This is a genomic window from Paenibacillus sp. R-74696, from assembly GCF_055814915.1.
Window position 1 is genome coordinate 191,797 of record NZ_JBPULM010000026.1, and the last position, 24,982, is coordinate 216,778.

At 47.7% G+C, this 24,982-nt stretch carries 19 protein-coding genes and 1 pseudogene; 12 read left to right on the forward strand and 8 right to left on the reverse strand.

Annotated elements, in window-relative coordinates; translation table 11 throughout:
- The first annotated feature begins 111 nt into the window (after window positions 1–111).
- On the forward strand, window positions 112–1,203 hold the full coding sequence (locus ACSR9A_RS09730; RefSeq protein WP_473756967.1) for a GntR family transcriptional regulator: 1,092 nt from the start codon (window positions 112–114) through the stop codon (window positions 1,201–1,203).
- Between the two features lie 198 nt (window positions 1,204–1,401).
- Here ACSR9A_RS09730 and ACSR9A_RS09735 read toward each other — a convergent pair whose 3' ends face one another.
- Entirely contained in the window at window positions 1,402–2,439 is a 1,038-nt protein-coding gene (locus ACSR9A_RS09735) for a ketopantoate reductase family protein (protein WP_473756968.1), read from the reverse strand.
- Between the two features lie 194 nt (window positions 2,440–2,633).
- Between ACSR9A_RS09735 and ACSR9A_RS09740 the strand changes: the two genes are divergently transcribed.
- From ACSR9A_RS09740 to motB, 7 genes are all read left to right on the forward strand, one after another.
- Window positions 2,634–3,182 carry a TetR/AcrR family transcriptional regulator gene (locus tag ACSR9A_RS09740; protein WP_473756969.1) on the forward strand — a complete coding sequence of 183 codons (549 nt, stop codon included), beginning with the start codon at window positions 2,634–2,636 and terminating at the stop codon, window positions 3,180–3,182.
- Window positions 3,183–3,297: 115 nt separating this feature from the next.
- Window positions 3,298–3,873, forward strand: a complete 576-nt coding sequence (locus ACSR9A_RS09745) for a LysE family translocator (protein WP_473756970.1) — start codon at window positions 3,298–3,300, stop codon at window positions 3,871–3,873.
- A 25-nt stretch (window positions 3,874–3,898) separates the two neighbouring features.
- Window positions 3,899–4,699: an AraC family ligand binding domain-containing protein gene (locus ACSR9A_RS09750; protein WP_473756971.1), complete on the forward strand. Its 801-nt coding sequence runs from the start codon at window positions 3,899–3,901 to the stop codon at window positions 4,697–4,699.
- Window positions 4,700–4,859: 160 nt separating this feature from the next.
- The gene (locus ACSR9A_RS09755) at window positions 4,860–5,798 is read left to right on the forward strand and encodes an alpha/beta fold hydrolase (protein WP_473756972.1); all 939 of its coding nucleotides are present in this window, start codon (window positions 4,860–4,862) and stop codon (window positions 5,796–5,798) included.
- Window positions 5,799–6,002: 204 nt separating this feature from the next.
- Window positions 6,003–8,084 carry a serine hydrolase domain-containing protein gene (locus ACSR9A_RS09760; protein WP_473756973.1) on the forward strand — a complete coding sequence of 694 codons (2,082 nt, stop codon included), beginning with the start codon at window positions 6,003–6,005 and terminating at the stop codon, window positions 8,082–8,084.
- 163 nt (window positions 8,085–8,247) lie between these two features.
- On the forward strand, window positions 8,248–8,889 hold the full coding sequence (locus tag ACSR9A_RS09765) for a TetR/AcrR family transcriptional regulator (protein WP_473756974.1): 642 nt from the start codon (window positions 8,248–8,250) through the stop codon (window positions 8,887–8,889).
- 117 nt (window positions 8,890–9,006) lie between these two features.
- Window positions 9,007–9,759, forward strand: coding sequence for a flagellar motor protein MotB (gene motB, locus ACSR9A_RS09770; RefSeq protein WP_473756975.1), 753 nt, complete (start codon window positions 9,007–9,009; stop codon window positions 9,757–9,759).
- 43 nt (window positions 9,760–9,802) lie between these two features.
- Here motB and ACSR9A_RS09775 read toward each other — a convergent pair whose 3' ends face one another.
- Window positions 9,803–11,179, reverse strand: a complete 1,377-nt coding sequence (locus tag ACSR9A_RS09775) for an aminotransferase-like domain-containing protein (protein ID WP_473756976.1) — start codon at window positions 11,177–11,179, stop codon at window positions 9,803–9,805.
- Window positions 11,180–11,374: 195 nt separating this feature from the next.
- Between ACSR9A_RS09775 and ACSR9A_RS09780 the strand changes: the two are divergent.
- The 4 genes and pseudogenes from ACSR9A_RS09780 (at window position 11,375) to ACSR9A_RS09795 (ending at window position 15,187) form a co-directional block, all read left to right on the forward strand.
- Window positions 11,375–12,235 (forward strand): annotated as a pseudogene (locus ACSR9A_RS09780) (DMT family transporter).
- 95 nt (window positions 12,236–12,330) lie between these two features.
- Window positions 12,331–12,501, forward strand: a complete 171-nt coding sequence (locus tag ACSR9A_RS09785) for a hypothetical protein (protein ID WP_473756977.1) — start codon at window positions 12,331–12,333, stop codon at window positions 12,499–12,501.
- 400 nt (window positions 12,502–12,901) lie between these two features.
- The gene (locus ACSR9A_RS09790) at window positions 12,902–14,119 is read left to right on the forward strand and encodes an MFS transporter (RefSeq protein WP_473756978.1); all 1,218 of its coding nucleotides are present in this window, start codon (window positions 12,902–12,904) and stop codon (window positions 14,117–14,119) included.
- 27 nt (window positions 14,120–14,146) lie between these two features.
- Window positions 14,147–15,187, forward strand: a complete 1,041-nt coding sequence (locus ACSR9A_RS09795) for an ROK family protein (RefSeq protein WP_473756979.1) — start codon at window positions 14,147–14,149, stop codon at window positions 15,185–15,187.
- Between the two features lie 63 nt (window positions 15,188–15,250).
- Here ACSR9A_RS09795 and ACSR9A_RS09800 read toward each other — a convergent pair whose 3' ends face one another.
- The 6 genes from ACSR9A_RS09800 to ACSR9A_RS09825 all read right to left on the reverse strand — a co-directional run bounded on the left by ACSR9A_RS09800 (window position 15,251) and on the right by ACSR9A_RS09825 (window position 24,946).
- Window positions 15,251–18,193: a family 78 glycoside hydrolase catalytic domain gene (locus ACSR9A_RS09800; RefSeq protein ID WP_473756980.1), complete on the reverse strand. Its 2,943-nt coding sequence runs from the start codon at window positions 18,191–18,193 to the stop codon at window positions 15,251–15,253.
- Window positions 18,194–18,233: 40 nt separating this feature from the next.
- Window positions 18,234–19,061, reverse strand: coding sequence for a carbohydrate ABC transporter permease (locus tag ACSR9A_RS09805; RefSeq protein ID WP_341280576.1), 828 nt, complete (start codon window positions 19,059–19,061; stop codon window positions 18,234–18,236).
- Window positions 19,058–19,924 carry a carbohydrate ABC transporter permease gene (locus ACSR9A_RS09810; RefSeq protein WP_056032240.1) on the reverse strand — a complete coding sequence of 289 codons (867 nt, stop codon included), beginning with the start codon at window positions 19,922–19,924 and terminating at the stop codon, window positions 19,058–19,060. The genes ACSR9A_RS09805 and ACSR9A_RS09810 overlap by 4 nt, the downstream gene beginning before the upstream one ends.
- A gap of 103 nt (window positions 19,925–20,027) precedes the next feature.
- Window positions 20,028–21,377 (reverse strand): ABC transporter substrate-binding protein, encoded by a 1,350-nt coding sequence (locus tag ACSR9A_RS09815; protein WP_473756981.1) that lies wholly within the window; start codon window positions 21,375–21,377, stop codon window positions 20,028–20,030.
- A gap of 301 nt (window positions 21,378–21,678) precedes the next feature.
- Window positions 21,679–23,448, reverse strand: a complete 1,770-nt coding sequence (locus tag ACSR9A_RS09820) for a cache domain-containing sensor histidine kinase (RefSeq protein WP_473756982.1) — start codon at window positions 23,446–23,448, stop codon at window positions 21,679–21,681.
- The gene (locus tag ACSR9A_RS09825; protein ID WP_473756983.1) at window positions 23,441–24,946 is read right to left on the reverse strand and encodes a response regulator transcription factor; all 1,506 of its coding nucleotides are present in this window, start codon (window positions 24,944–24,946) and stop codon (window positions 23,441–23,443) included. Before ACSR9A_RS09825 ends, ACSR9A_RS09820 begins: the two co-directional genes overlap by 8 nt.
- Window positions 24,947–24,982: the final 36 nt, after the last annotated feature.

Genomic DNA, 24,982 nt, shown 5'->3' on the forward strand with positions numbered 1-24,982 from the left:
AGAAAAACACCATATATTTCAAGAAAAAGGGTACTGCATTTTCATTCCCTGCAAATCATGTTAGAATGTGTACGTACAACTTTCTGAACAACGATGAAAGAAGTGGATTGTGTGAAGCCAAAATATCAGATCATCATTGATGATATAAAAAGCAATATCCTGTCGGGTACGTATAAAGCAGGAGAACAAATTTCTACAGAGTCTGCTTTGCAGAGCAGCTATAACGTTAGCCGCCAGACCGTGCGGAAGGCCATTTTAGAGCTATCCAACGAAGGGTTCCTAAGAAGCGAGAAGGGTTCTGGGACATATGTCAGCAGCCAATACCGCTCCAGATCGGGCGGGAATACCGCAAAAAAAACGATTGGCGTCATCACGACCTATATCTCGGATTACATCTTCCCATCTATTATCCGTGGCATAGAAGGCCGATTAAATGAAGATAACTATTCGTTGCTGTTAGCCAGTACAAATAATGATATTATGCAGGAAAAAAAGGCGCTCGAAATGATGCTGTCCTATGGCGTGGACGGTCTTATTATTGAGCCAACCAAAAGCAATTTATACAACCCCAATATCGCTTACTATCTGTCCTTCAAGGAGCAAGAGGTTCCGTTCACCATGATTAACGCCTACTATGAAGAGCTGGAGGTCCCTTTCTTCTGTTTGGATGACGTGCAGTCCAGCTATCTTGCAACCCGGGAGCTGATTGCTAAAGGACATTCCCAAATTGGCATTATTGCGAAAATGGATGATCTACAAGGGAAATATCGTATGAAGGGGTATATCAAGGCGCTTGGGGAAGCCAAATTACGGTTTCACCCCGAGCAGGTGCTTTCCTTCGATACGGCGACGAAGCCGGACCTCTCCACCAACTTGGAGGAGTTCCTAAGCGACAATAGGGATGTTCTGACAGCGCTTGTTTGTTACAACGACGAGGTAGGGCTGGAAGTCGTACATGCCTGTAGAAAACTGGGGATATCCATTCCAGATGAACTATCCATCATTGGCCAGGACAATTCGTATATGGCCAAAAATGCAAATATCAAGCTAACGACTCTGACGCACCCCCAAGAACAAATGGGAAGAGATGCAGCGGACTGGGTCATTAAAAATATACAAGGAAAAAAAGACTTGCCTGTGAGCACCTACTACCAACCCGTATTAGTTGAAGGCGAAACCGTAAAAGAGATCGAAGTGGAGTAAATTCTTATGATTAGGTTCAGCTTAACGAATTCGGGTTCTATTAGCGAAAAAAGACAAAAGGAGCCGCCGCGGCAAGCTCCTTTGTTATGTTTATATCTAAACCGAGAACCTGATCCCGTCATCAAAGCGTATAAAGGCTCCATCCTCGAAGATCGACAACTCCAATATATCCTCAGCTTCTGTTTCCTTCTCCACGGCTTAACTTGCCGCTTCGTGCTCTGCCAGTCTTTTCAGTAATTCCTGCAGCGCCGGCATCTTATGACCGCGACGCTGCCCTTCGGCAAGGGAGCTCTTCATCGATTCAACGTCCTGAGCACGTACCTTGCCGCCATGATGGAAGCGGTTGAATGCCTGATAATCTAGCGGCAGCATGTCCCGCTCCATTTTAATATGCACATTTGCCGTTAAGCGCGCCCCCATAACCAAGGCCATTATTTTGCCCAACAAGCCATGCTGCGGGAGTGCCGCTATTTCCCCTTGTGCACAGATGGCAAGCCGCCAAAGCTCCTTGTTCGCCGAAACCGTGGAAAAATTAGACCACCCCGCAATATCACACGCTGCATATACAGGAAAGCCAATGCTTGCGTAAATGTTAAACATAGCTGGGCTTACTTGGCCACAGCGCGATACCTTACTGCGATTGTATAGCTCGATGAATGACTTCGCTGCCTCTTTATGGTTGGTCTCGACTTGGAATCCGACCTTGTTTGCCGGATGCTTGTAACAGACAATAGCCTTTGCTATCTTCGCCGGATCTGTTGGTGCATGTACGGGTAGGCCAGCGCTTCCTTGGTGGCTTAGCATGCCGAGAATCCCTCTTAGCAAGCGATCCTCCGAAATTTGCATGACCTTAATATAGTGCTCGCGAAGGCCAAACCCAAAACCGTTCATAATGACAGTCGCTTTAGATGCGCGTACCACGTCGCCAAGCTCGCTCAATACGGCCATGCCTTCTTTCGTTCGGCTGGCATTTCCGTCGAGTGTAATGAAGATAAACTGAAATGATTTATCTGCCAGCTCAGCGACATTCTCAATGACGCCAAATCCGGTAAAATTTTTCAGTGCAGCGTCGTCATAGCAATAAAGCTGTTGAGGAGCTTGGAATGCGGCTTTCCGTCCTTCTCGCACTAGAAAGGTAATGTTGGCGCCGGACAAACTAAGATGGTAGCCGATAGAAAATCCTACTGCCCCCGCTCCTACAATTAGGATGTCGGGTTTATTCGTATTAGTTGTCATTTTTATTCACTCTCCAAATAACGGAATGACCGTTTGGATCACTCTCATAAAATAAACACTTGTTCATTTAATATCATGGTGATAGTATAATCTCAAAATATCTATGATCTCAATAATCAATGTGCGAGTTAATGTTATCTATTCAACAGATCCACTAGCATTTGTTTGAATTGATACAGAAAGGGACGGATCATATGGTCGGAGTAAAAAACAATAGAAGAGCCCAATATACGACAGAGCTTATTAAAAAATGTTTCCTTGCTCTATTGGAGACGAAGAAATTGCCTCAAATAACGGTCACCGAAATATGCAAGCAAGCCGACATTAACCGCGGCACCTTCTATTTGCACTACAAAGATCCTTACGAGTTATTTGAAGTGATGCAGAAGGAAATGAATCAAGAAATAGGGGAGACGCTGCACAAGGATCAAAGTCCATGCGGGGAAGGTGGTTCCTTAATCAAGCTATTGAACATCATCCAAGAGAAGAAAACCATTTATCGAATCATGATTTTGGATAGAGGAGAAAGCAGCTTTTTATCCGAAGTGCTGCTTGAGTTTCATCAAGATTATTTGCAGAGAAAGGGAGATGATCCAAACCAAAAGGACTCGCCTGCCATGGACTATGCTTTTACGTATATGGTTCACGGCTCAATGGGCGTCATTAATCAATGGCTGGAATCGGATGGGGAGGAAAGCCCAGAGGCTATTGCACGTATCATTTCTTCTTTCAAACCACAATAAACGGACCCTTCCACATAGATCCCATGGCGGACGAAGCTTTATATCTGCAATAATGTACTATAGGCCAAACCCTTTAAGATGTAGGATATGAGAATAGCTCGAAAGGGGTATTTTCATGGATGCTGCATCTTTTGTGATTTATTGTATGATTGCTACTTTTACACCAGGTCCTACTAATATCGTTATATTATCCACCGTGCAAAATTCGGGCGCAAAAAAGGCCATGAAATACACGTATGGAGCAACGATTGGCTTTGGATTATTACTCATGATTTCGGCTATGTTGAATACGGTGCTCTTAACGCTATTACCGAAAATCATCATTGTAATGCAGATAATCGGAAGCTGTTACATGGTCTATCTTGCTTATCAAGTCTACAAAATGGATACATCCAACCCAACTGCAAACCAAACGGCTACCTTTACATCAGGCTTTCTTATGCAGTTTCTAAACCCAAAAGTAGTTCTATTCGCCATGACGGTCATTCCAAATTTTATTATGCCCTACTATAGCGTAATTCATGAGTTGACGATTAGCATTGCAGCTATAACGTTCATTGGCTTTTCAGCATTAATGACGTGGGTGCTTTTCGGCAAAATCTTCAGGGCGTTTTTACAGAAGCATCATAAGACTGTTAATGTAATCATGGCCATATCTCTAGTTTATGCTGCTATCATGATCTGGATGTAGCTGACCTTATTTTGAGGTGGATGTAATGGACAAATTTATTTATAAAAAATCAGCCGGTATTACCGCGCTGTCAGCAAGTATGACTGATTTTAAATATAAAAAGCACGCCCACCAGGAGTATGCAATTGGCGTAACCTTGCGTGGCATTCAGCATTATAACATGGATGGCGGTTTACAATTATCCTACCAAAATGGTGTTATGCTATTTAATCCCGAACAGGCCCATGACGGTATGGCACATGATAGGACAGGGCTTGAGTATGTCATGCTGTATATTGAACCTCAATTGCTTTTAGACGTTATGGAGAAAAAGGATATCGTCCGTTTTTCAACTCCTATTGTGTATAATCAGAGGCTTGAACGGCGCATATTAAGTCTGGCTCATGCCATATTAAGCGAAAAAGATGAGGCTTTGTGCAGCGAATTATTTTTGTCCCTCACGGATGGCCTTATTCAAACTCATTCTTCCATAGATGACAAAAAAGATAACGCGCTAATTAGAAAAGCAAAGGATATGATTCATGCCAACTTGGAGCATGTACTTAAGCTTGACGATATCTGTAAAGAGCTTCAACTATCGAAGTTTCAGTTTATCCGATTTTTCAAGGCTCATACGGGGATTTCGCCTTATCAATACTTTCTTAACTGCAAAATCGAATTCGCAAAGCAATTAATCGAAAAAAATAGCGATGTTTATTCAGCCGTAGCTGATTGCGGTTTTGTGGATTTAACCCATTTAAATAAACATTTCAAAAGCGTGTATGGAACAACGGCATTTGAATATATGTCTCAAATCAATGGCGGAGGCAAATGGCATTCGATTTAATTTCATTTGAATACTCTTTGTACTGCCGCAGCATTTATTTCACTCGTTCATCTTCCGTTCACATTGTCGTCATCGCTAGGACATCTTCGTCGTATAAGCTTACTTTAGCAGCCCATTAAGGCAGCCGACTAACAAGATAACGACAGGAGAAGATACGATTATGAAAAAATGGCTTAGGGTTTTACTTAAAATATTAGCAGCAATTGTTATAGCAATCGTCGTTTTTATCGCCATTGTGTTTATAGTGAACAAGGTCAGCAGCAAATCTGAGCTAGGAAAAATACAAGCCTATGGTCAGCTCGTACCCGTAGACGGGAAAAAGATGAATGTGCTGATTCAAGGGGACGGTAAAGAAACCATCGTGCTCTTGCCGGGTTATGGAACAGCAGCACCAGCGCTCGATTTCAAACCGCTAATTGATGAGCTTTCGCCTTACTACAAAGTAGTCGCGGTTGAACCTTTTGGTTATGGATTAAGTGATGGTACGGATAAAGAGCGTACGACAGAAAATATAGTAAATGAACTCCATGAAGCGCTGCAAGCCCTTAACATCGACCGCTACATTCTTATGGGCCACTCCATTGCAGGCATTTACGGAATCGAATATGCCAACAAATATACAAGTGAAGTGAGCGCATTTGCCGGCATTGATAGCAGTGTTCCAACACAACCCGGCATGGACGTTGCACTCCCTGTAACAACGTTTAAGCTTCTCAAACAATCTGGCTTTCTTCGATTGGTCATGAAAGTAAGCCCCGACCCCTATGAAGGACTGCCCTATGATGAGGCAACAAAAGAACAGCTAACCCTACTTTCTCTCAAGAACAGCAATAGTCCTACAATGCTAAGTGAAATGAAAAATATTTCTTCTAACTTTAAAGCAGCTGAGCACTTAACCTTCCCTAAAGAGCTTCCTATTATTTTCTTTATCCAAGCTCACAATGAAGGCATTGCAACTTGGGTACCGCTGCATGAAGAGCAAGTCAAAGATTCTGTGCATGGAAAAGTGATGACCTTTGAAGGCGGACATTATTTGCACCATACCAAATCCAAAGAGATTGCTGAAAACTTTAAGGCTTTTATGGAAGAAACAAGGTAAAACGGCCGAAAGCCGTCCCCTGACGGCTTAATCTCCATGCCATGGCAATATGTGCAAGCTTTCTTGCATATGACGCCATGGCATTTTTTTGCCACTTATTCATACTCCGTTCATATTGACGTCACGGGGAGGACATCCCCGTCATATAAGCTTTCCTTAGCGGCCCTTTAAGGCGGCTAAATATACCGAATAGGATAGGAGAAGATGCGAGTGAAACGAACTTCTATTGTCGCTGTCACCCTCGCGCTGACGATGCTGTCTCCAATGGCTGCAACGGCTGCTGCGAATAGCAATAATCATGCTTTTGAGGCGACTAAGAAAATAGCTGCTGAGAAGGCGAAGCTGCTGACCGAAACTTACGGCATTACAAGCGTGCAATATGCACTCATTGATGCTGGAGAAATTACGATTTCCGGGCATGCAGGCAAAAATGATAGCGAGGATGCGATTCCACTTTCCTCAAATACGATATACGGCATCGGTTCTACGAGCAAAATGTTTCTCACGGCGGCTGTTATGAAGCTTGTAGACGAGGGCAAGTTAGATTTGGATTTGCCTGTTGTGAACTATATCCCTGACTTTAAAATGGCGGACAGCCGCTACACGCAGATTACTCCGCGCATGCTGCTGAATCATTCCTCCGGCTTTCTCGGAACTACGGGCAGCAATGCAACCTTATATGGGGATAATGATACTTATGCACATGATACTTTCCTTGAGCAATTGGCGACGCAAAGCTTAAAGGCAGATCCGGGAGCCTTTTCGGTCTATTGCAACGATGGTTTTACATTAGCTGAGATTCTAGTAGAGAGAGTTAGCGGCATAAGCTTTACAGCATTTATTCACAAATATATGACAGAGCCTTTAGACATGAACCATACGAAAACACCGCAGGATCTCATTGATCAAGCGGCGCTGGCTGGAATCTATTCCCCTATATATGAGGGACAGCTTCCACAGGAGAATTATAATATGATTGCAACGGGAGGCATTTACTCCACAGCCGAAGACCTCGCTGCCTTTTCACAAATTTTCACGGGACAGGTCGAGGGCATTCTTTCTGCTAAATCGGTAGAGGCTATGGCACAAGAGGAGTATAGAAGCGGCATGTGGCCGGAGGAAGCCGATCCCTCCTACCTCGCATACGGGTTAGGCTGGGATAGTGTCCGCTTGTTCCCCTTCAACGAGTACGGTATTAAGGCACTCTCGAAAGGTGGAGACACGATTTCGTATCATTCATCCTTAGTGGTGCTGCCTGAATACAATATGTCTGCCGCCGTTATTTCTTCAGGTGGCTCAAGCGCATTAGACCAATTAATCGCGAATGAACTGCTGCTTAGCGTCCTTCAGGAGAAGGGCGTGATTAAAGAGCGGAAATCGGAGAAATCTTATGGCGTGCCTATTAAGGCAGATATGCCGCAGGAAGTATCCCAGTATGCGGGTATTTATGGTGGCGGTTCGGGTAAGATTATGAAGGTAGAAATAAATCCTGGGGGCGAATTGTCTGTAGCCTCGGTTACGGCTCCGAACAATCCTGCCCAAACCTATACGTATACGGCTGATGGTTCGTTTGTAAACGATAAAGGTACAGAAAAGCTGAAATTCGTTGTTGAGAAAAATGGGCGTACCTATTTGTGGTCCCGCTTATATCTATCAGTGCCAGGGCTTGGTCAAACGGCAATCTCCGAGTATAACGCTGAAAAGCTCGAAGAAAATCCATTATCCAAAGACGTAGCTGACGCATGGGCACAGCGTGAAGGCCAAAAATATTATTTGGTGAGCGGGAAATATACATCCACGGTTTACCTCAATTCGACGCCTATCATACCTTTTCAGACTATTAAAGAGGTTCCAGGGTATGTGTTGGATAATAGAATTATTGGAGCAAACAAAGCCGTTAACCAGCTGCAACTCCCTGTCATGGATGGCCGTGACACGATGGAAATTAATTTCTTTCAGAAGAACGGAGTCGAATATTTTACGGCAGCAGGCAACGTCTACGTGAATGAGGAGCTTGTAAAACCACTCTATTCGGGTAAACAATCCCGGGCAACGATCCACGCGGACGGCGAAGCCAAATGGTATTCCGTTTCAGATAAGGACAAAGGAAAGGTTATGACGGTTAAATTGCCTTCAAATGGCTCCTTTGCTGTATATAATCAAGCAGGTATTTGCATTAATCATACCGTGATCAGCGATAATAATCAGGTCATACTGCCGGAGAACGGCAGCATCGTATTTGCAGGCGAGGCAGGCTCTACGTTTGATATTTCATTGAAAAAGTAAAGTACGGGCTTGTCCAAGCAGCTGTCTCTAAGGTCATAATCGGCCTTATGGGGCAGCTTTTTCCACGTACATACCTAAGAGCATAATTGTAGACACTTAACACGACCGCATGCTAAAATCATCATGTGATGAATTAATATTTTGAAGGGAGGGGGACAACATATTGAAAGAAACGAAGCGCCGCCCGGGGCGTCCAGCCAAGCAGGATCAATTCCAAAAAGAGCTTTTATTGTCTCCTGCACTAATTGAATTTGCAAAGCATGGTTATGAAGGCACAAGTCTTAGGAAAATTGCGCGCCTATCCAATGTAGATGTTGCTCTGTTATCCTACCATTTCGGATCAAAGCTCGGTTTGTGGACTTCAGTGGTCGATTATCTAACTGATCGCATCCTGCTTCAAACCTTACCCTTTAAAAATAATTATAATCATATGAAGCTAGAGACAGCATGCATTTCTCTTGTAGATACCATTGTCGATTTTTGTGTTGAGCTTCCTTTTCATATGCTGTTTGTGACGAACGAGTTGTCCCACCAGAGTGAACGATCCACCTATCTAATTGAAAAAATGTTTCTGCCGACATTCCAGCATCTAGAGCCCTTTATTAAGGAATGTATGGAGGCTGGCGTTATCAAAAAACAAGAGCCTACTCTCTATTATTTATCGCTTGTACACTCCGTTTCCTGGCTTGGAGCGATTCCTAATTTAGTAAATAAGCTAAATGAAGATTTCACGGTAAACCGTGATATTAAAAGCGAGATAAAGCAATCCGTTTTGGTTAATTTTTTTCAAATAGCTGCCGAATAACAGGGCAATAGGGAAGAGAAAACACTTTTACATGAAAAGGTGTCCTCTTCTTATAACTATAATTCATCAGTTGTTGAATTTATTCAATGCAAATTAGACATGAGGGGTGTGGAGCAAATGAAAAGAAACAAGCATGAACATGAAGAAGAGCACGTGGATGAGTCGTGGCTGCTGCCCTACTCGGACTTAATGACATTATTAGTCGCTCTATTTATTGTGCTTTATGCGATGAGCAGCGCTGATGCTGCAAAGTTCGAACAGCTGTCACAAGCTTTTAGAATGGCCTTTACCAGCGGTACTGGCGTTCTCGAGGGGCAGCCGACGCTGGAGAACCCTGCCATTTCAAAATCTGATAAAGGAAATGTACAGGAAACACTGGAGACCGTGCAAACAGAGGAAAGAAACGAATTAGAGCATATACAATCTCAGGTAAACCAATACATTTCCGAGCACCAGCTCACCACAAAGCTGGAAACCCAAATGACGGATGACGGCCTGCTCATTACAATCAAGGATGATGTTTTATTTGCTTCCGGCAGTGCCAAGGTTCAAAGCTCCAATATCAGCACTGTAAAGGATATATCACAGCTTCTGGTCATGGACCCGATACATAACGTCATCATAAGCGGGCATACCGACAATGTACCCATTGGCACGACTGAATTTGATTCCAATTGGCATCTTAGCGCTATGCGAGCACTCAATTTTCTTCATTTATTGCTGCAAAACAAGCAGCTTGATCCCCAGTACTTTAGCTCCAAAGGCTTTGGTGAATTTAAGCCAATTGATAGTAATGCAACAGAAGCAGGTAAACAACGCAACAGACGTGTTGAGATTTTAGTGCAATCTAATACGCTCCGGAATCCATAATTACAGCTTACTCAATTGAATCGCAAAGAACCGGCGTTTCTCTTTATAACCGAAAAAAAGGCTTTGGGGATCTGCTTGTACGTGGGGCACGCTCCAGTTCTTCGGCAATCATGCGGATTCCCTCTTCAATAGCTTGCTCATCGGTTCGAATGATGCTAAGGCGCAGCAGGTTAAGCTTAGGAAAAGATGAAAGAAACTGTCTATCTGTCGCCAGTATATCCACGCCTCGATTCTCCAATCGGTTGATCAAATCCTCTGTATGAATAGAGTCCGGAAGGCGTATCGAAGCGAAGAGCCCCCCGCAAGATTGGATGCTATATAAGCACTCCTTAGGCAATAATCGCTGTGAAATTTCCTTTAGATGCTTCATGCGATGATCGTACAAGGCTTTCATTTGCTTCGCATGATGAGCATACATCCCTGACTTCATAAAAATTTCAAGCACACCTTGAGAAAGCACCGAACTGCTCAGATCTGCTGTTTGTTTATGCCATTGGAGTATTGGAACACACGAATCCGGAACTGCAGCCGCAGCAAGCCTTAAACCAGGCAGCATGACTTTTGAGAAGCTTCTGAGATAAATGACATGACTGGCTCCATTATAAGCATGAATAGGATCTGCTTTACTGTTAGTTTCCAAATCAGCTAAATAATCATCCTCAACAATATATACGTCATGTGCTTTCGCCAGTTCTGCCAGCCGCTGCTTGTCTTCTGCTGTATAAGAAGTGCCCAGAGGATTATGAAAGCGCGGGACAGTATAAAAAAACTTGATCATATTACTTTGAAAATGACGCTCCAAAGCTGCCCAATCAATCCCGTCAGCCGTTCTTTCGATGCCGATTACGGTTTGTCCTTGTGCCTTAAGCGCAGCCAGCATGCCCCAGTAGGTTGGCTGCTCGACCAAGATGTTGGTTTTTCCATTTGGAAAAGGCATCCCGGCTAGAAGATGAAGAGCTTGCTGGGCGCCGGAAAATATAAAAACCTGCTGAGCCGAAGGGAAAACCTGCTGCTGCTGAAAAAGCTTTACGATCTCCTGACGAAGAGAAAGCAAGCCCTGTGGGTCCGGATAAGTGAATATGGATGTCTCAAATAATTCCATCGCTTTGTTCAAGCATTGGCGGAAGTCGGTTTGCGGTATCGTCTCTGGATCGGGAGCCGCTGATGCAAAATCGATTCGTTTTGTTTGCAGCAGCGGCAGCAGCGCTTCTTTGGCTACGACAAAATAACCGCTTTTCGGACGCGAATAAATGAGATATTGGTTTTCGAGTTCCTGATAAACACGAATAATGGTATTGAGACTGCAATCGAATCTTTGGCTCTGCTTACGGATAGAAGGCAGCTTCTGTCCCGGTTTAACGAGACCGCTCGCTATGTCCGAACGAATGATTTCTTGAATGGATTCTTTTTTACTTGTCATAAATAAGCCTCCAGATAGATGAATTTGCCCCACTAATCTGTATCCTTACAGATGCATAAACAGTCAATATACACGATATTTTGTATCTATTATAATACAAATAATCTTACAGAAATGTAATTCATAAATATTTCTCATCTATCTGTCTTAAGATATCGAGTACCTTTCAGTATAAAATCTTCCGAGGTGGTCCTAATGAACAAAGCAACGAGCGGCTGGATTAATGGTTTTCTGGGCGTGCTCATCTTCAGCGGCTCACTGCCCGCTACAAGGCTCGCTGTAATGGATTTCGATCCAATATTTCTCACCGTATGCCGTGCCGCAATTGCAGGGGTATTAGCGGGAGCACTTCTCCTCGTCTTCCGGCAGCAGCGGCCTGTCCGAAGCGACGTCATTCCGCTACTATTAGTATCACTCTGCGTGGTAGTCGGTTTTCCATTGCTGACAGCCTTGGCACTTCAGTATGTCACATCGGCCCATGCCATTATCTACATTGGACTTCTGCCGCTTTCGACGGCGATTTTCGGTGTACTGCGGGGCGGCGAACGCCCGCGGCCAGCATTCTAGGTCTTGTCAGCTCTGGGAAGCCTCCTTGTAGTAGGATTCGCCCTCACTCAAGGAGCTGCATCTTCGCCTGTTGGTGATGCGTTAATGCTAGCCTCCATCATCGTCTGCGGTTACGGTTATGCGGAAGGAGGGCGGCTCTCCCGAAGGCTAGGAGGCTGGCAGGTGATCTCTTGGGCGCTCGTTCTGTCGCTTCCCGTTATGCTGCTGCTCTCGTTTAATTACATGCCGACCTCGTGGACAGGTATCAGTGGCGCCGCACTCTTGAGCCTTGCTTATGTCTCCCTGTTCAGCATGCTTATCGGCTTTGTGTTCTGGTATCGTGGCCTTGCTCTGGGCGGCATCGCAGCGGTTGGACAGCTGCAGCTCCTACAGCCTTTCTTCGGCCTGCTGCTTGCGGCTCTCATTCTGCACGAGTCAATCGGTTGGCCTATCTTTATAGTGAATATCGCTGTCGTTCTATGCGTGACGATCGCACGTCGATTCGCATAAAAATAATTTTCAAGGCTGTAAGAAAACAAGAGACGCTAGGATAAAATTCAATCCAGCTTCTCATACTATACTTTGAAAAAATGGAGGTGAATATCATGCCCAAAAATAGCGCCGATCCCAAATTGGACCGCTCCAATAATCATGCAGATAAGAAAAACAATCAACAAAATAACGATCATTTAACAGAAGAAGCACAGACGCTGACAAGCAATAAAGCTGCTGATTATGCCCCAAGCTTAAATGGCATTGCCAAAGATGAAATTTAACTAGCAACTGAGCTGCTTAAATGTCCGATGCCACATCGGGAAAGAGCAGCGAGACTATCCATCATCCAGGATTAGCTGAAAATAACAAAAGGAGTGAAGCGGCCCTAATGAGGCTGCTTCACTCCTTTTATTTTCGAGGAAAATCGGCTAATCCTGCTTTCTTAGAATAGCTATTTTTTGATACCATCATAAGCAGCTTCACAAAGGTCGACCTTAAGCAAGGCGGAACAAGGCTACTTTAATAACAGCACCAACTAAACGTAACATTAAGCAAAACCCATAATCCCATATGATTTTCGCAAAAAGACAGCTTTTTAATGCGGATAAGATACGTTATGATTAGCTTGCCTAGTTATTAAACGCCTTTAAAAAGTATTTTAGCGAGTAAGGAGAGCGTCTTATGTACGAACAATTAAACGCAAGACAGATTGGATTATGGCGTAATGCCATCTATGTGATTTTTACTTTATGCGGCTTTGCCACAGCATCCTGGATTTCCCGTACGCCAGCCATTCGTGATACACTCGGCGCTTCGACCGGCCAGATGGGCTGGATTATTTTCGGGCTGTCTGTTGGCTCAATCCTCGGCCTGCTTGGTGCAGGACATTTTATTGCCAGCAAGGGCGGACGTTTTGTCATGATGAACGGGATGCTCATTGCTGCAGGAGGCCTCGCCATCATTGCTATTGGCAGCTCCTTTTTCACCTATGCTTCTGTTATGTTCGTCGGGTTAGCAATCTTCGGATTTGGCTTCGGCATTTGTGATGTGGCAATGAATGTTGAAGGCACCATGCTGGAGCGCGCAACGAAAAAATCGCTGCTGACCGGCTTTCATGCTGCCTTCAGCTTAGGAACCTTTATCGGCGCTGTCGTGGGCTGGTTAGCAACGAAGTCTCAGGTGTCCGTCATCATGCACTTGGGTATTGTTCTCATTTTATTAGTTGTGCTCATCGTCTATTTGTCCCGATTCGTGCCTAGAGGAACGGGCCAAGAAAGCAAAACAAACGCAAGCGCGCCAACTCTAACGACTAAAGAACGCCTCGCGATCTGGAAAGAGCCGCGCACTCTGCTGCTCGGCATTATTATTTTGGGTATGGCCTTCGCCGAAGGCTCAGCCAATGACTGGCTTCCTTTAATTATGGTCGATGGCTATGATACTTCTGCTTCAACAGGTTCGTTCGTCTATGGCATATTTGTAGCTGCAATGACGATCGTTCGGGCAACTGGCGGCATGCTGCTCGATAAATTCGGCCGAGTAGCTGTGCTGCGAGCGTCGGCTGTATCCGCTATTGCTGGCCTGCTCATCGTAATCCTGGGTCACAATTACATCATCGCTTCTATCGGCGTTGTATTATGGGGCTTTGGCGCAGCCTTCGGCTTCCCTGTCGCTTTGTCCGCCGCTGGCGACAATCCGCATGGTGTAGCTGTAAGGGTCGGAGCTGTAGCAACAGCCGGCTATTTGGCTTTCCTCGTTGGACCGCCGCTGCTTGGCATGATTGGCGATTCAATAGGCTTGCGAATGGCCTTAATCGTCGTGCTTGTCGGCATTGTATTCGCAGGGCTGACGTCTCATGCCGCAAGGCCAATTGGCGAGAAGGACTCGCCATTAACCAAGTAGGTCTCACATTTTATAACCGTCAGGAGGGTGAAAAAAATAAAGCTTCCATTTGTGAATCCTAAACTAATGGGTGAAATGATCCGGCAGCAAATCCGCACCGCACTCTACTATGAGCAGGAGTCGACCAAGGTTGAAATCGCTCAAATCACAGGGCTGACTTTCCCGACCGTAAGCAAAGCGATAGAGGAAATGAAGGCGGATGGCGAGGTTCTGCTGTCGGGGCTGCGGGAATCCAGCGGAGGCCGAAGGCCGCAAATCTATATGCTTAATGCAGCGCATATGTCAGGCTTAGCCGTATACCTGGAAAAGGACTATACCATTTACACCTTGCTGAACTACGTCGGAGAGGTCATGCTGCAGGACAAGCTGCCCGGCGTTTTGGATGAAGGACCCGAAGCGCTGGATCAGCAAATGAGGGTTTATTTGGAGCAATACCCGCTCATCCGCTCTTTGACCTTCGGCGTTCCTGCAAGTGTGACAAACGGAGAGGTATTTCATATTCCCAGCTATGAGAAATTTAACGGCTTTGATTTGAAGGCCGCATATGAGAGCCGGTATCCGCTTCAGGTACAAATTGAAAATGATATGAATGCAACTGTGCTCGGCTATCACGACCAGCTGGACAACAATCAGGAGCTGTCGCTGGTCTATTTATATTTTGGCATGAACGGTCCTGGGGCAGGAATTATGGTTAATGGGGAGCTTGTAAGGGGGCATACGTATTTTGCGGGCGAGATTTTTTATTTGCCCCTGTTTGAGCAGCAAAGCTTTGGCGAGGTCATTCAAGAGCTTACGGATGGTCCCAATGAACAGCGTAATGATGCCAAGCTGATTGATGCGATGAGCCGCTTGGTTGCGATTTTTACAGCGACGCTGAATCCGAATCTTTTTATTTTTTGCAGCATCAACCTGTCTGAGCAAGAGCTGGACGAAGTAAAAAGCCGAAGCGCTGTTTATGTGCCGGAGACTCATCTTCCGAAGCTCATACTTAGGGATTGGCAGCAGGACTATATTCATGGATTAAAGCAACTGACAATCCGGTCGATGCTAGGTACGGGAATAGAATAACAAGCATTGCATAGAAGAAAACCGCACGGCATCAGCCGTGCGGTTTTCTTCTATTTTTACGCCCTACAGCGCAGCAAGCTCCTCAAGCACCTGATCAATCGTCTCTTTGGAAATTCGGAACATGCCATTTTCGCTGACTTGCTGAAGAGAGAACGGCTTAGCAATGTTTGCCTGTGCGCCGCTGAACAGATTTGGCATATGCCGGCTTACAATAGCAATCGCCCGCTCATCCATCCATATTTCGCTCATCTTCGTCTTGGCGCTGTACTGTGAGCGGAACAAGCCTTCACTTTCATAGGCAAACTGGTACGTACCCGAGCCGGCACGGATGATCAAGCCAGCTGCGGTTTCCTCCGCCGATGCGATGCCCGCTATATTTTCAAGCGAGGTCCCCCCTTCTGTCGTGCCAGCGAGCGTCGCTCCCCGCAAAATAATATCTGCGGTCGTATTCGCCGGAATGACAACCTGAAGTTCAATACGGCTGCCAGCCACACGCCACCCCGACTCGATCCGTCCGTAAACAGAGTCGTAAGAGGCTTTCGCATAGGTCAGCATGGTCGATCCAAACAACGGCTCAATTCGAATATGCTTGAAGGCAGGCTGCGAAGGGTCCATGTCCAGCCCCGCCACCTTGCGGTACATCCAATCGCCGATGGCGCCATAGGAATAATGGTTGAACGAGTTCATGTCGTCGCTCCAGAACGAGCCGTCCGGCTTAATGCTGTCCCAGTGCTCCCAAATCGTCGTCGCGCCTTTCGATACCGAATACAGCCAGCCCGGATAGCTCTCTTGCAGCAGCAAGCGAACCGCCGTCGTATGATAGCCGCTGTTCGACAGGGCAAAGCATAAATACGGCGTGCCCACAAAGCCGGTCGTCAGGTGATAGTCATTTTCGACGATTAGGTTGTTTAAGTCCTCCGCTACCCGATCCTTCACGCTCTCATCCACCAAGTCGAACATAAGCGCCAAAATATGCGCGGTTTGCGTCGGTGAAGCGATACGCCCCCTCTTGGTCATAAACTCGTCGCGGAAAGCAGCGATTACGTGGCTGTGCAGCTCGCCATAGCGCTGAGCGTCCTCGTCATGGCCAAGCACCTTCGCTGCATCACGAACAATGCGCGTGGAGTAGGCATAGTAGGCCGTAGCAACCAATGCCGTTGGAGTCGCGCCAATATAGCTGTTCTCCTTCGCATCGAGCGCAAGCCAATCCCCGAAATGAAAGCCGGTATTCCATAAATATTCCTCGCTGCCCTGTGCCCGAATGTACTCGACCCATCGCTTCATGCTTTCATACTGCTCGGAGAGCAGCCGCTCATCACCATAATATTGGTAAACCGTCCATGGGCAAATGACCGCAGCGTCTCCCCAGGCCGCCGAATTGGCTCCGCCAACAATGTCAGGAATAACGAAAGGAATGCCGCCATCCTCATGCTGCTCCGCCTTCAGGTCATGCAGCCATTTTGCAAAAAACGGCGCCCCTTGGAAGTTGAACAACGCCGTGCTAATAAATACTTGCGCGTCTCCCGTCCAGCCCAACCGCTCATCGCGCTGCGGACAATCCGTCGGCACGTCGAGGAAGTTGCCGCGCTGTCCCCAGCGGATATTTTGCTGGAGCTTGTTGATTCGCTCGTCGGAGCATTCGAATTCACCCGATGAAGGCATGTCGGAGTGAATAACCTCGCCTTGGAAAGCATCTGCCGGCAGCGGAACACCTGCCTCCTGACCTGGAAAGCCCTGAACAAGCACATAGCGGAAGCCCATAAAGGTAAAATGCGGCGCATAGCTTTCCATGCCGTCGCCTTTCGCGATATAGGTCAGCGTCTGCTTCGCAGGGCGCAGATTGCCGAAATAAATGTTGCCGTCCTTATCCAGCACCTCTGCATGGCGCAGAACGATTTGCGTTCCTTCCGGCGCCTCGACGGTAAATCTCATGCGCCCGACGATATTTTGACCCAGATCCAGCACATGATCGCCTGCCGGTGTAATAAACGAGGAGATCGGCTTGATGACTTCGGTAACGTTAGTCGGCCAGTTTTCTTGTGCTACAAGCTGACTGTATGGCAGATCCAGCACTTGCACGCCAGACCAGCTGCCAGCTGCCAGCTTCGCATCACTTTGAGCTTCCGCTCTATCTGCTCCTCCCGCTCCATCGGCTTCGCTCCAGCCCTGAATTTCCAGACGCGCATCATACGTCTCACCATGATAAATATTTGCATATTGAATCGCGCCAAGCACCGCTTGCCATGAGCTGTCCGTCGCTATGATCTCTTCCGTGCCGTCTACATAACGAATATGGAGCTCCAGCAGCGCGGCACGGTTGTCGCCGTACATAAAATTTTTTTCTTCAAAGCCTAATCCGCCGCGATACCAGCCATCGCCCAGCATAAAGCCAATACCGTTCGCGCCCTCCTTAAGCCCCGCTGTCACATCATACGTCTGATATTGCAGACGGGTGTGATAGCTGGTCCAGCCTGGAGCGAGCAAATCATCCGACACTTTACCGCCATTCAGGTACAGCTCATACACGCCAAGCGCAGTCGCATACACCCGGGCGGACAGGATGCCCACTGGTTTCACATCGAAGGTCTGGCGCAGCAAGTAGGCTGGGGCCGCATCTGCCGCAATAGAAGACGTATCCGGCGTAATCCATTTTGCCTGCCAGTCCGCCCCGCCAGCAAGGGCAAGCTCGAAGGTGCCCTCCTCGCTCCAAGGCGACTCTTCTCCTGCTGTATCCCATACTCTAACCCGGAAGCGATAAGCAGTGCGGGCTGCAAGCGCAGGGCCGTCATAACGAATATGAAGCGATTGCTCGCTTTCGACCCGGCCCGTATCCCAAAGGCTTGTCTCGAAGCCGCCCAATGCCTCCGCCACTTGCAGCTGATAAGCTGCTTGGCGAACACTTCTGCGCTCGGCCGCCTCCAGCATCCAGCTAAAGCGCGGCTTCGTGATGTCCGTGCCGAGCAAGGCACCTCTATATTCACAGCTTGCGGAATGAACATTTAACATGTAGCTATCCCCTTTTCACTATAGTTTAAATAATTTTACGTTAGCCTTTAACCGAACCAGCCGTCATGCCGGATACAATACGCTTGTTAAAAATAATAAAGAGCAGCAGCGGCGGAATCGTAATCAGCAAAATGTTCGTGAACAGCAAATTGTATTGCGTCACATACTGGCTCTGGAAGTTATAGAGCGTCAGCTGCACCGTCACATTGTCCGAGCCCGGCAGAAAATACAGTGGGTTCGTGAAATCATTGAAGATGGTAACCGAGGACAATACGACTACCGTTGCCGTCACAGGCTGGAGCAGCGGCAAAACAATGCCGAAGAACAGTCGAAGGCCACCTGCGCCGTCAATAACGGCCGCCTCATCCACTTCACGCGGAATGCCACTCATGAAGCCTTTATAAAGCAGAACCGCGAACGGAAAGCCCAGCGCGACTTCGATTAAAATAAGGCCGATCAGCGTTTTGAACAGGCCAAGCCCATCCATGACCCAGATCGTCGGGACAATTGCTGGTGGAATGATAAGCCCGGCAAGAATCAGGAAGTTGAACAAGGGAGACAGCTTTCCTGTCCGGCGCTGCAGCACATAGCCCGCCATGGCGCAAAGTACGATCAAAATAGCGATAGAGGCCACCGTCAGCACCGTACTATTGATGAAGGCGCGAACCAGCATAAAATCCCGGGCCATAACGACGGTTTTGATATTTTCCCAATACTGACTATTCGAAGCCCACGACATCGTGAGCAGCGAAGACTCCTTCGCATCCTTGCCCGAATTGACCAATATGAAGTAGAACGGAATCCAGAACACGACAATCGTAAACAAGACGGCACCGATTTCAAAGCCCCATTGTCTGATCTTTCTCACAGGTCTACCTCCTTGCGGTTCAAATACGTATAGAGCGGGAAGGCAAGCGCTGTCACAACGAGGAACAAAATCACATTGCCCGCAGTAGCGAGGCCATAGAAGCCGCCTTGATACTGCTTGTAAATGATCGACGCGATCAAGTCGGTCGTGAAGCCTGGGCCGCCCTTAGTCATCGCCCACACTAGATCGAAGGAGCGCAGGCCGCCGATGAAGGCTAAAATAATAACCGAGTTCGTAGCTGGACGGCTCAGCGGCACAATAATGTTCCAAAACTTATGCCAGTTGTTGCCGCCGTCGATTTGCAAGGCTTCATAATATTCCGCGGGAATAGACAAAATCCCGGCAATGTAAATGACAGTGGCAAAGCCTAAGCCTTTCCACACATCGACCATAGCGACCGACAGCAGCGCGATTCTCGTATCGCCGAGCCAGTCCGGCCCTTCAATGCCAATCGCGGCAAGCGCTGTATTAATAACGCCTTGTGTCGGGTGCATCATCATGCTGAAGGCAATACCAACAGCAATCGTACTCACCAAGGTTGGGAAAAATATGACAGACCGCAAATAGCTTTTGGTCCGAATTTTCGAGGTTAGCAATACGCCTAGCAGCAGTCCCAGCGCAACCTTGAGCGTACAGGTAACGACCGCGTAGATCAGTGTATTTTTAAAGCCAATGCTTAAGGACTGCTCCTGAAAAAACGTAATAAAATTTTCAAAACCGATAAACTCCCAATCCGACAGCGTCCATCTCGTCATACTAAAGAAGAAGGACATAATCGTCGGCAGGATGAAAATAATAAAATAAATGATGGCTGCAGGCAGCAGGAACCAATAGGAGTAGGTTCGTTTAAAAATACTGTTCATCGTTATCACTCCTACACTGTCAAGCGTATATTTTGAAGTAAAGCGGCCCTGCAAGCAGGGCCGAACTTCTCTAGCTATTTTTCACTACTATTCAAGCTATAGATTACCAGCCCGACAGACCAAGCTGCTTCGCTTGCTTCTCAACATCTTTATCGTAAGCAGCCGCGCCTTCCGCTGCCTTCTTAATGCCTGCGCCAACCTCAACGGTAATTTGCTCCAGGCTTGGTCCTTTAACTGGGGAAACGAACTCAAGCGCAGGTGCTGTTTTGCCTGATTCGAAGTATGGCAGCATGTCTTTTACCAGCGTTGGCACATCGTCTGGAATCTTCGCATCCTTGATCAGATAAGGACCGGTTGGCTTCGAGACCGAAGCCGCAACCTCTGTCCCTTCTACAGAAGCCATGAATGCCACAAACTGCTTGGCCGCCTCCACATTTTTGGTTTCCTTATAAATGTAGCCTGCTCCCGGCATCCAGACGCTCAAGCCGTTTTTCGAGGCATCGTCGCCAGGCTGGGCAAAAAATCCGATATTTTCAATCTCATCCGGGAAGTTCTGAACAAGCGATGGCGATGCGAACGACAGCATTGGATATTGCGCTCCCTTGCCATCAGCAAGCATTTTGAGGCCAGCATCATAAGTTGTCGCCAGCATATCCTTGTTCATAAATCCTTTATCATAAAGCTCCTGCAGCTTCTCGAAGCTTCTCAGCGCAGCGGGTGTGCCTGCAAAAGTCGCCTTATGGGCGGTAAAATCCTCTGCGAACGTTGGTACCTGTGCCTGTACATTGTAATAATCAGCCAGCACAACGAGCTGCGAGGTCCATGAGTCCTTGTAGGAACCAATGACAGGGGAAATACCTGCCGCTTTAATTTTCTCGCTATTCGCGATCAGCTCAGCCCAAGTCGTTGGCACCTTCAGCCCAAGGTCGGCATAGATCTTCTTGTTATAGAACCAACCGCCAGCAATCGTGGAAGAGGTCGGCACCCCGTACACTTTTCCATCCACAGCAACCGTCTGCTTGAAGGAATCCACGACGTCCGACATGAACGCTTCATTCGTCAGGTCCAGTATATTTTTCTCTGGAGACAATGCCTGCATTAAGGAGCCCGAGTTATAAAAGAAAACGTCCGTCATATCGCCTGTCGCCAGGCGGGTCTTCACAATATTATCGCCTTCGCCGCCGCCCGGCCTTGTTTCCATCTCCACTGTAATGTTCGGATATTTCTTCTGGAAAGCATCGACGTAAGCATTCGCCAAGTTAACCGAATCCTGCGTATTATCAACCAGCAGCGAGAGCGTTACCTTCTTCTCTGTATTGCCGCCTTCGCCGCCAGCCGCCGCATTCGTACCCGAATTGCTTCCGGAATTGCTTCCCCCGCATGCCGCAAGCGTTCCGGTAAGCACAAGTGCAGTTGCCGTCATTGCGAGCGATTTAAGCTTCATATTCTTCATGTTTCGTTCCCCCTCGTTCGTTGTCGCTGATGCTGTATAAGTTGAACCACTGAATCGGCTAAAAGCGCTGGTCGTCACTACTAGAAAGTTTGGACTTCCGGCCGCTGTTGTTTTCTGATTTCTTAGATTACTCCTCTTTGAGGATGAAATCCGAAACCAAATGCGGACGCTATCGCTCCTCCAGTTCCAATCTTTCTCTCCGTTCCTCCCTTGCTTCTTTCCTTTCGTTTGTTCAAAATTATTTAACATCTTCTTTTCTATACCCTTATTGTAGGGAGGAAACGCCCTTTATGAAAGCGCTTCATTTTTCAGGTGAGTGTCGGTTTTTTTTAGGTAGGTTCGATGGGTTGAAGCGCAATGTCACACGGGTGCCCTCTCCTTCGCGGCTCCAAACGGACAGCGAGCTGCCTTGCCCATAAGACAGCAGCAGCCGCTCCTTGACGTTGCGCATGCCGTAGCCCTGCTCTGTCTGGGCGATATCCGCCATTCCCACACCATCATCCTCGACCGTGAAAATCAAATACGGCCCGTCGGTTCCACCCGTCAAGCGAATGGTTCCTTCTCCGACCTTCGGCTCCAGACCATGGTAAATGGCGTTTTCGACCAGCGGCTGCAGCAGCAGCTTCATCATTTCCAGCCCCTTGATCGACTCCTCCACCTCCTCGATATAGTGGAAGCGGTTGTTGAACCGAATGTTCTGGATGTTCAAATAATGCTCGATATGCTTCAATTCGTTGTATACGAGAATGGTCTCCTTGCCCTTGTTCAAGCTCAGCTTGAAGCTTTCAGAAAGCGACACTGCCATTTGGGCGACCTCTTTATTATTTTGCAAAATCGCCATCCAATAAATCGAATCCAGCGTGTTGTACAAAAAATGCGGCTTAATCTGCGATTGCAGCGCCCTAAGCTCGGCCTCCCGCTCCTTCAGCTCCGAGTTGATGAGACGCGCATTCAGCTCCTCATTTTCGTGGGCAATACGCTTGAACGTTTCACCGATGACACCTACCTCATCCTGGGCAAATTCCGCGGGAAAATCGCGTTTGCCAAGCGTCCAGTCGTTCATCATTTTTTTCAGCCGCAGCAGCGGTCTTGTGATGGTCCCCGATATAAAATAGGAAATGATCAGCGCTGTCACCGCGAAAGCCGCAGCAATAAGCGTCGTCGCCAGGCCAATGTATTGGGTGTGCTTCAGCAGCTCCTTCGATTCAACGAGATGGACAAGCGTCCAGCTTGTCGTCTGATTATAATAAGGATTGACCAGAAAGCCTTCATCCTTCAAATGGCCCAGCGTCTCCGCAATTGTCCCGCCAGCAAGCGGAACGGTGTCATTATGGCTGTATACCGCTTTTGTCGGGCCAGCCCCCTCGCTGAGCACCATGAACGAGCCATTCTCCTTGCTGCCACCGAACACTTTATCAAAAATCGTCTTGGAAACGTTGACCACGAGAATGCCGATTGGCTCGCCGCCCGGGTCCTCCGCATCGCGAAACAGCTTCACGCTGGAAAAGGACTTATTCGATTCGTCAAAAATATCAGTCGGATAATACACAACCCTTCCCTTGCTCTCATACGCCCCCCTGTACCAATCTGAGCCTGTAATCTTGGCTATTTTATCGCTTCCTTCATACACGCCCGCATCGTCGGAGCGGCCAAAGCAGTAGGTGTGAAACTTCAGATCAAGCAGACAGACCGAGGTCACATAACGCGTATCCGCAAAGCTGCTGCTGATTAAGCGTTGGAGCCGCGAGGAGGTTCTGCCGTTCACCGTATCGGGCTGTATGCCCGGATTTTCTCCGCTGCTGCGCAGACTTTGCCTAATGGCATCGTTTACAACAATAGACAGATGAAAATTATTAATATTCCGAAATAATAGGTCGGCAACCTCGCTGGACGTCCGCAAATGATCCAAATTCGTTTTTTCATTCATATCCGTCAGCGTGTCCTTCGTAATATTGAAGGAAATATAGCCAAGCAGCATAATCGAAGGCACAATGAGCAAAATCATCGCCGCCAGAAACCGGCTTCGGATTTTTTTGAACCGCAGCCATTCCACTAGTCGTTTTTTAGGCATGGGTGTCATCCTTACGCTCGGTAGCATGGGCTTCCCGGTAATGCTTAGGCGTCATGCCTACGAGCTTCTTAAACGTTTCCGTAAAATGCCTGTAGTTGAGATAGCCGACCTTCTCGCTGACTTCACTGACCAGCAGCCCTTCTCGCAGCATCACCTTCGCATGCTCCATCCGTTCATGGGTCAAATGCTTAATGTAGGAGATGCCCATCTCTTCTTTGAAAAGCAGGCTGAAATACGTCGCATTGAGGCCAACATGCTCCGCCAGCTCCTGCAAGGAAATGTCCTGCCCAAAGCGAGCTTCCATATAGGCAAGCGCCTTTTCGACCGCCGTATGCTTCGTAGAACGCCTTGCTTCCGTAATCGCCGTCAGCATCGCCTCTACCTTGCCCCGCAGCCAGCGGAACATTTCCTCGCGCGTATGCATGACGCCAAGCTCCTGATGCGCGACCTTGCCGAGGGAGCGAGTATCGCGCCCCGTTTCCTTCAGCACCTCATGGCCTACATAAACGAGCTGCAAAATTTCGCGCTCCGCCTGCTCCGGGTCCAGCTTCTGCTGACCAACCGACGCCTCGAATTCGTCCAAGGCAGCCAGCAGCCCCTTTTTATCCCCCGTACGCAAGGAGAAAATGACGGACTCCTCATGCTTCGTCAAGTTGCCAGCCAGCTCATCGCTGCCTTCCATTTGCTCAATGCGAACCAAGCCGCTTTCCTCCAAAAATCGACCGTAGCGGAGCGCTCGCAGTGCTTCCTTGCAGCTTTTTGGCGCTTCGGCAAGCGTTGCATAGGTTCCTCCAGCTGCGAACAGCTCGCAAGCTTCACCCTGCAGCATAAGCTGCTCCCATAGCTCATCTGCAGGCAGCTTGAAATGAAGCACCGCTGACAGCCGATCCGCTCCATTCGTCACCTCAACGATGCGATAGGACGAGCTTTCCACCAGCTCCACACATTCCGAGGAAAAAGCCAGCACCGTAATACCCACAATAGCCTCCCAATCTGGGCCATAGCTTTGCTTCCATTTGCCTAGCGCACTATCGCCTGCTAACAGCAAATTCAACGTCGCTTTCTCCAGCAGCTCCTGCTGAGACGCTTCCCATTTGGATTGCATGGAGCTGAACGCTTGCTGTTTGTCGATCCGCTCTATCGCTTTGCGCATCACTTCATCTATTTTCTCTACCGTAACCGGCTTCTCCAAATAATCGACAACCCCAAGCCCAATTGCGCGCATCACATATTCAAATTCATTAAAGCCGCTGAACACGATAAACATCGTGTCCCCCGCTTCGCCAGCCACCGTCTCAATGAGCCGCAGTCCGTCCATCCCCGGCATCCGAATATCCGTCAGCACAATGTCTGGGCGCAGCTCGCGGAACATCTCCAGTGCCGATAAGCCATCCCCCGCCGTTCCTACCAGCTCGACGCCATAACGCTGCCAGTCGATCATCTGGCTCAGCCCTTGACGGACAATATATTCGTCATCAAATACAACCGCTTTCAGCATCTTCCCCATCCTCCCTGCAAAGCACCTTCTAAATCA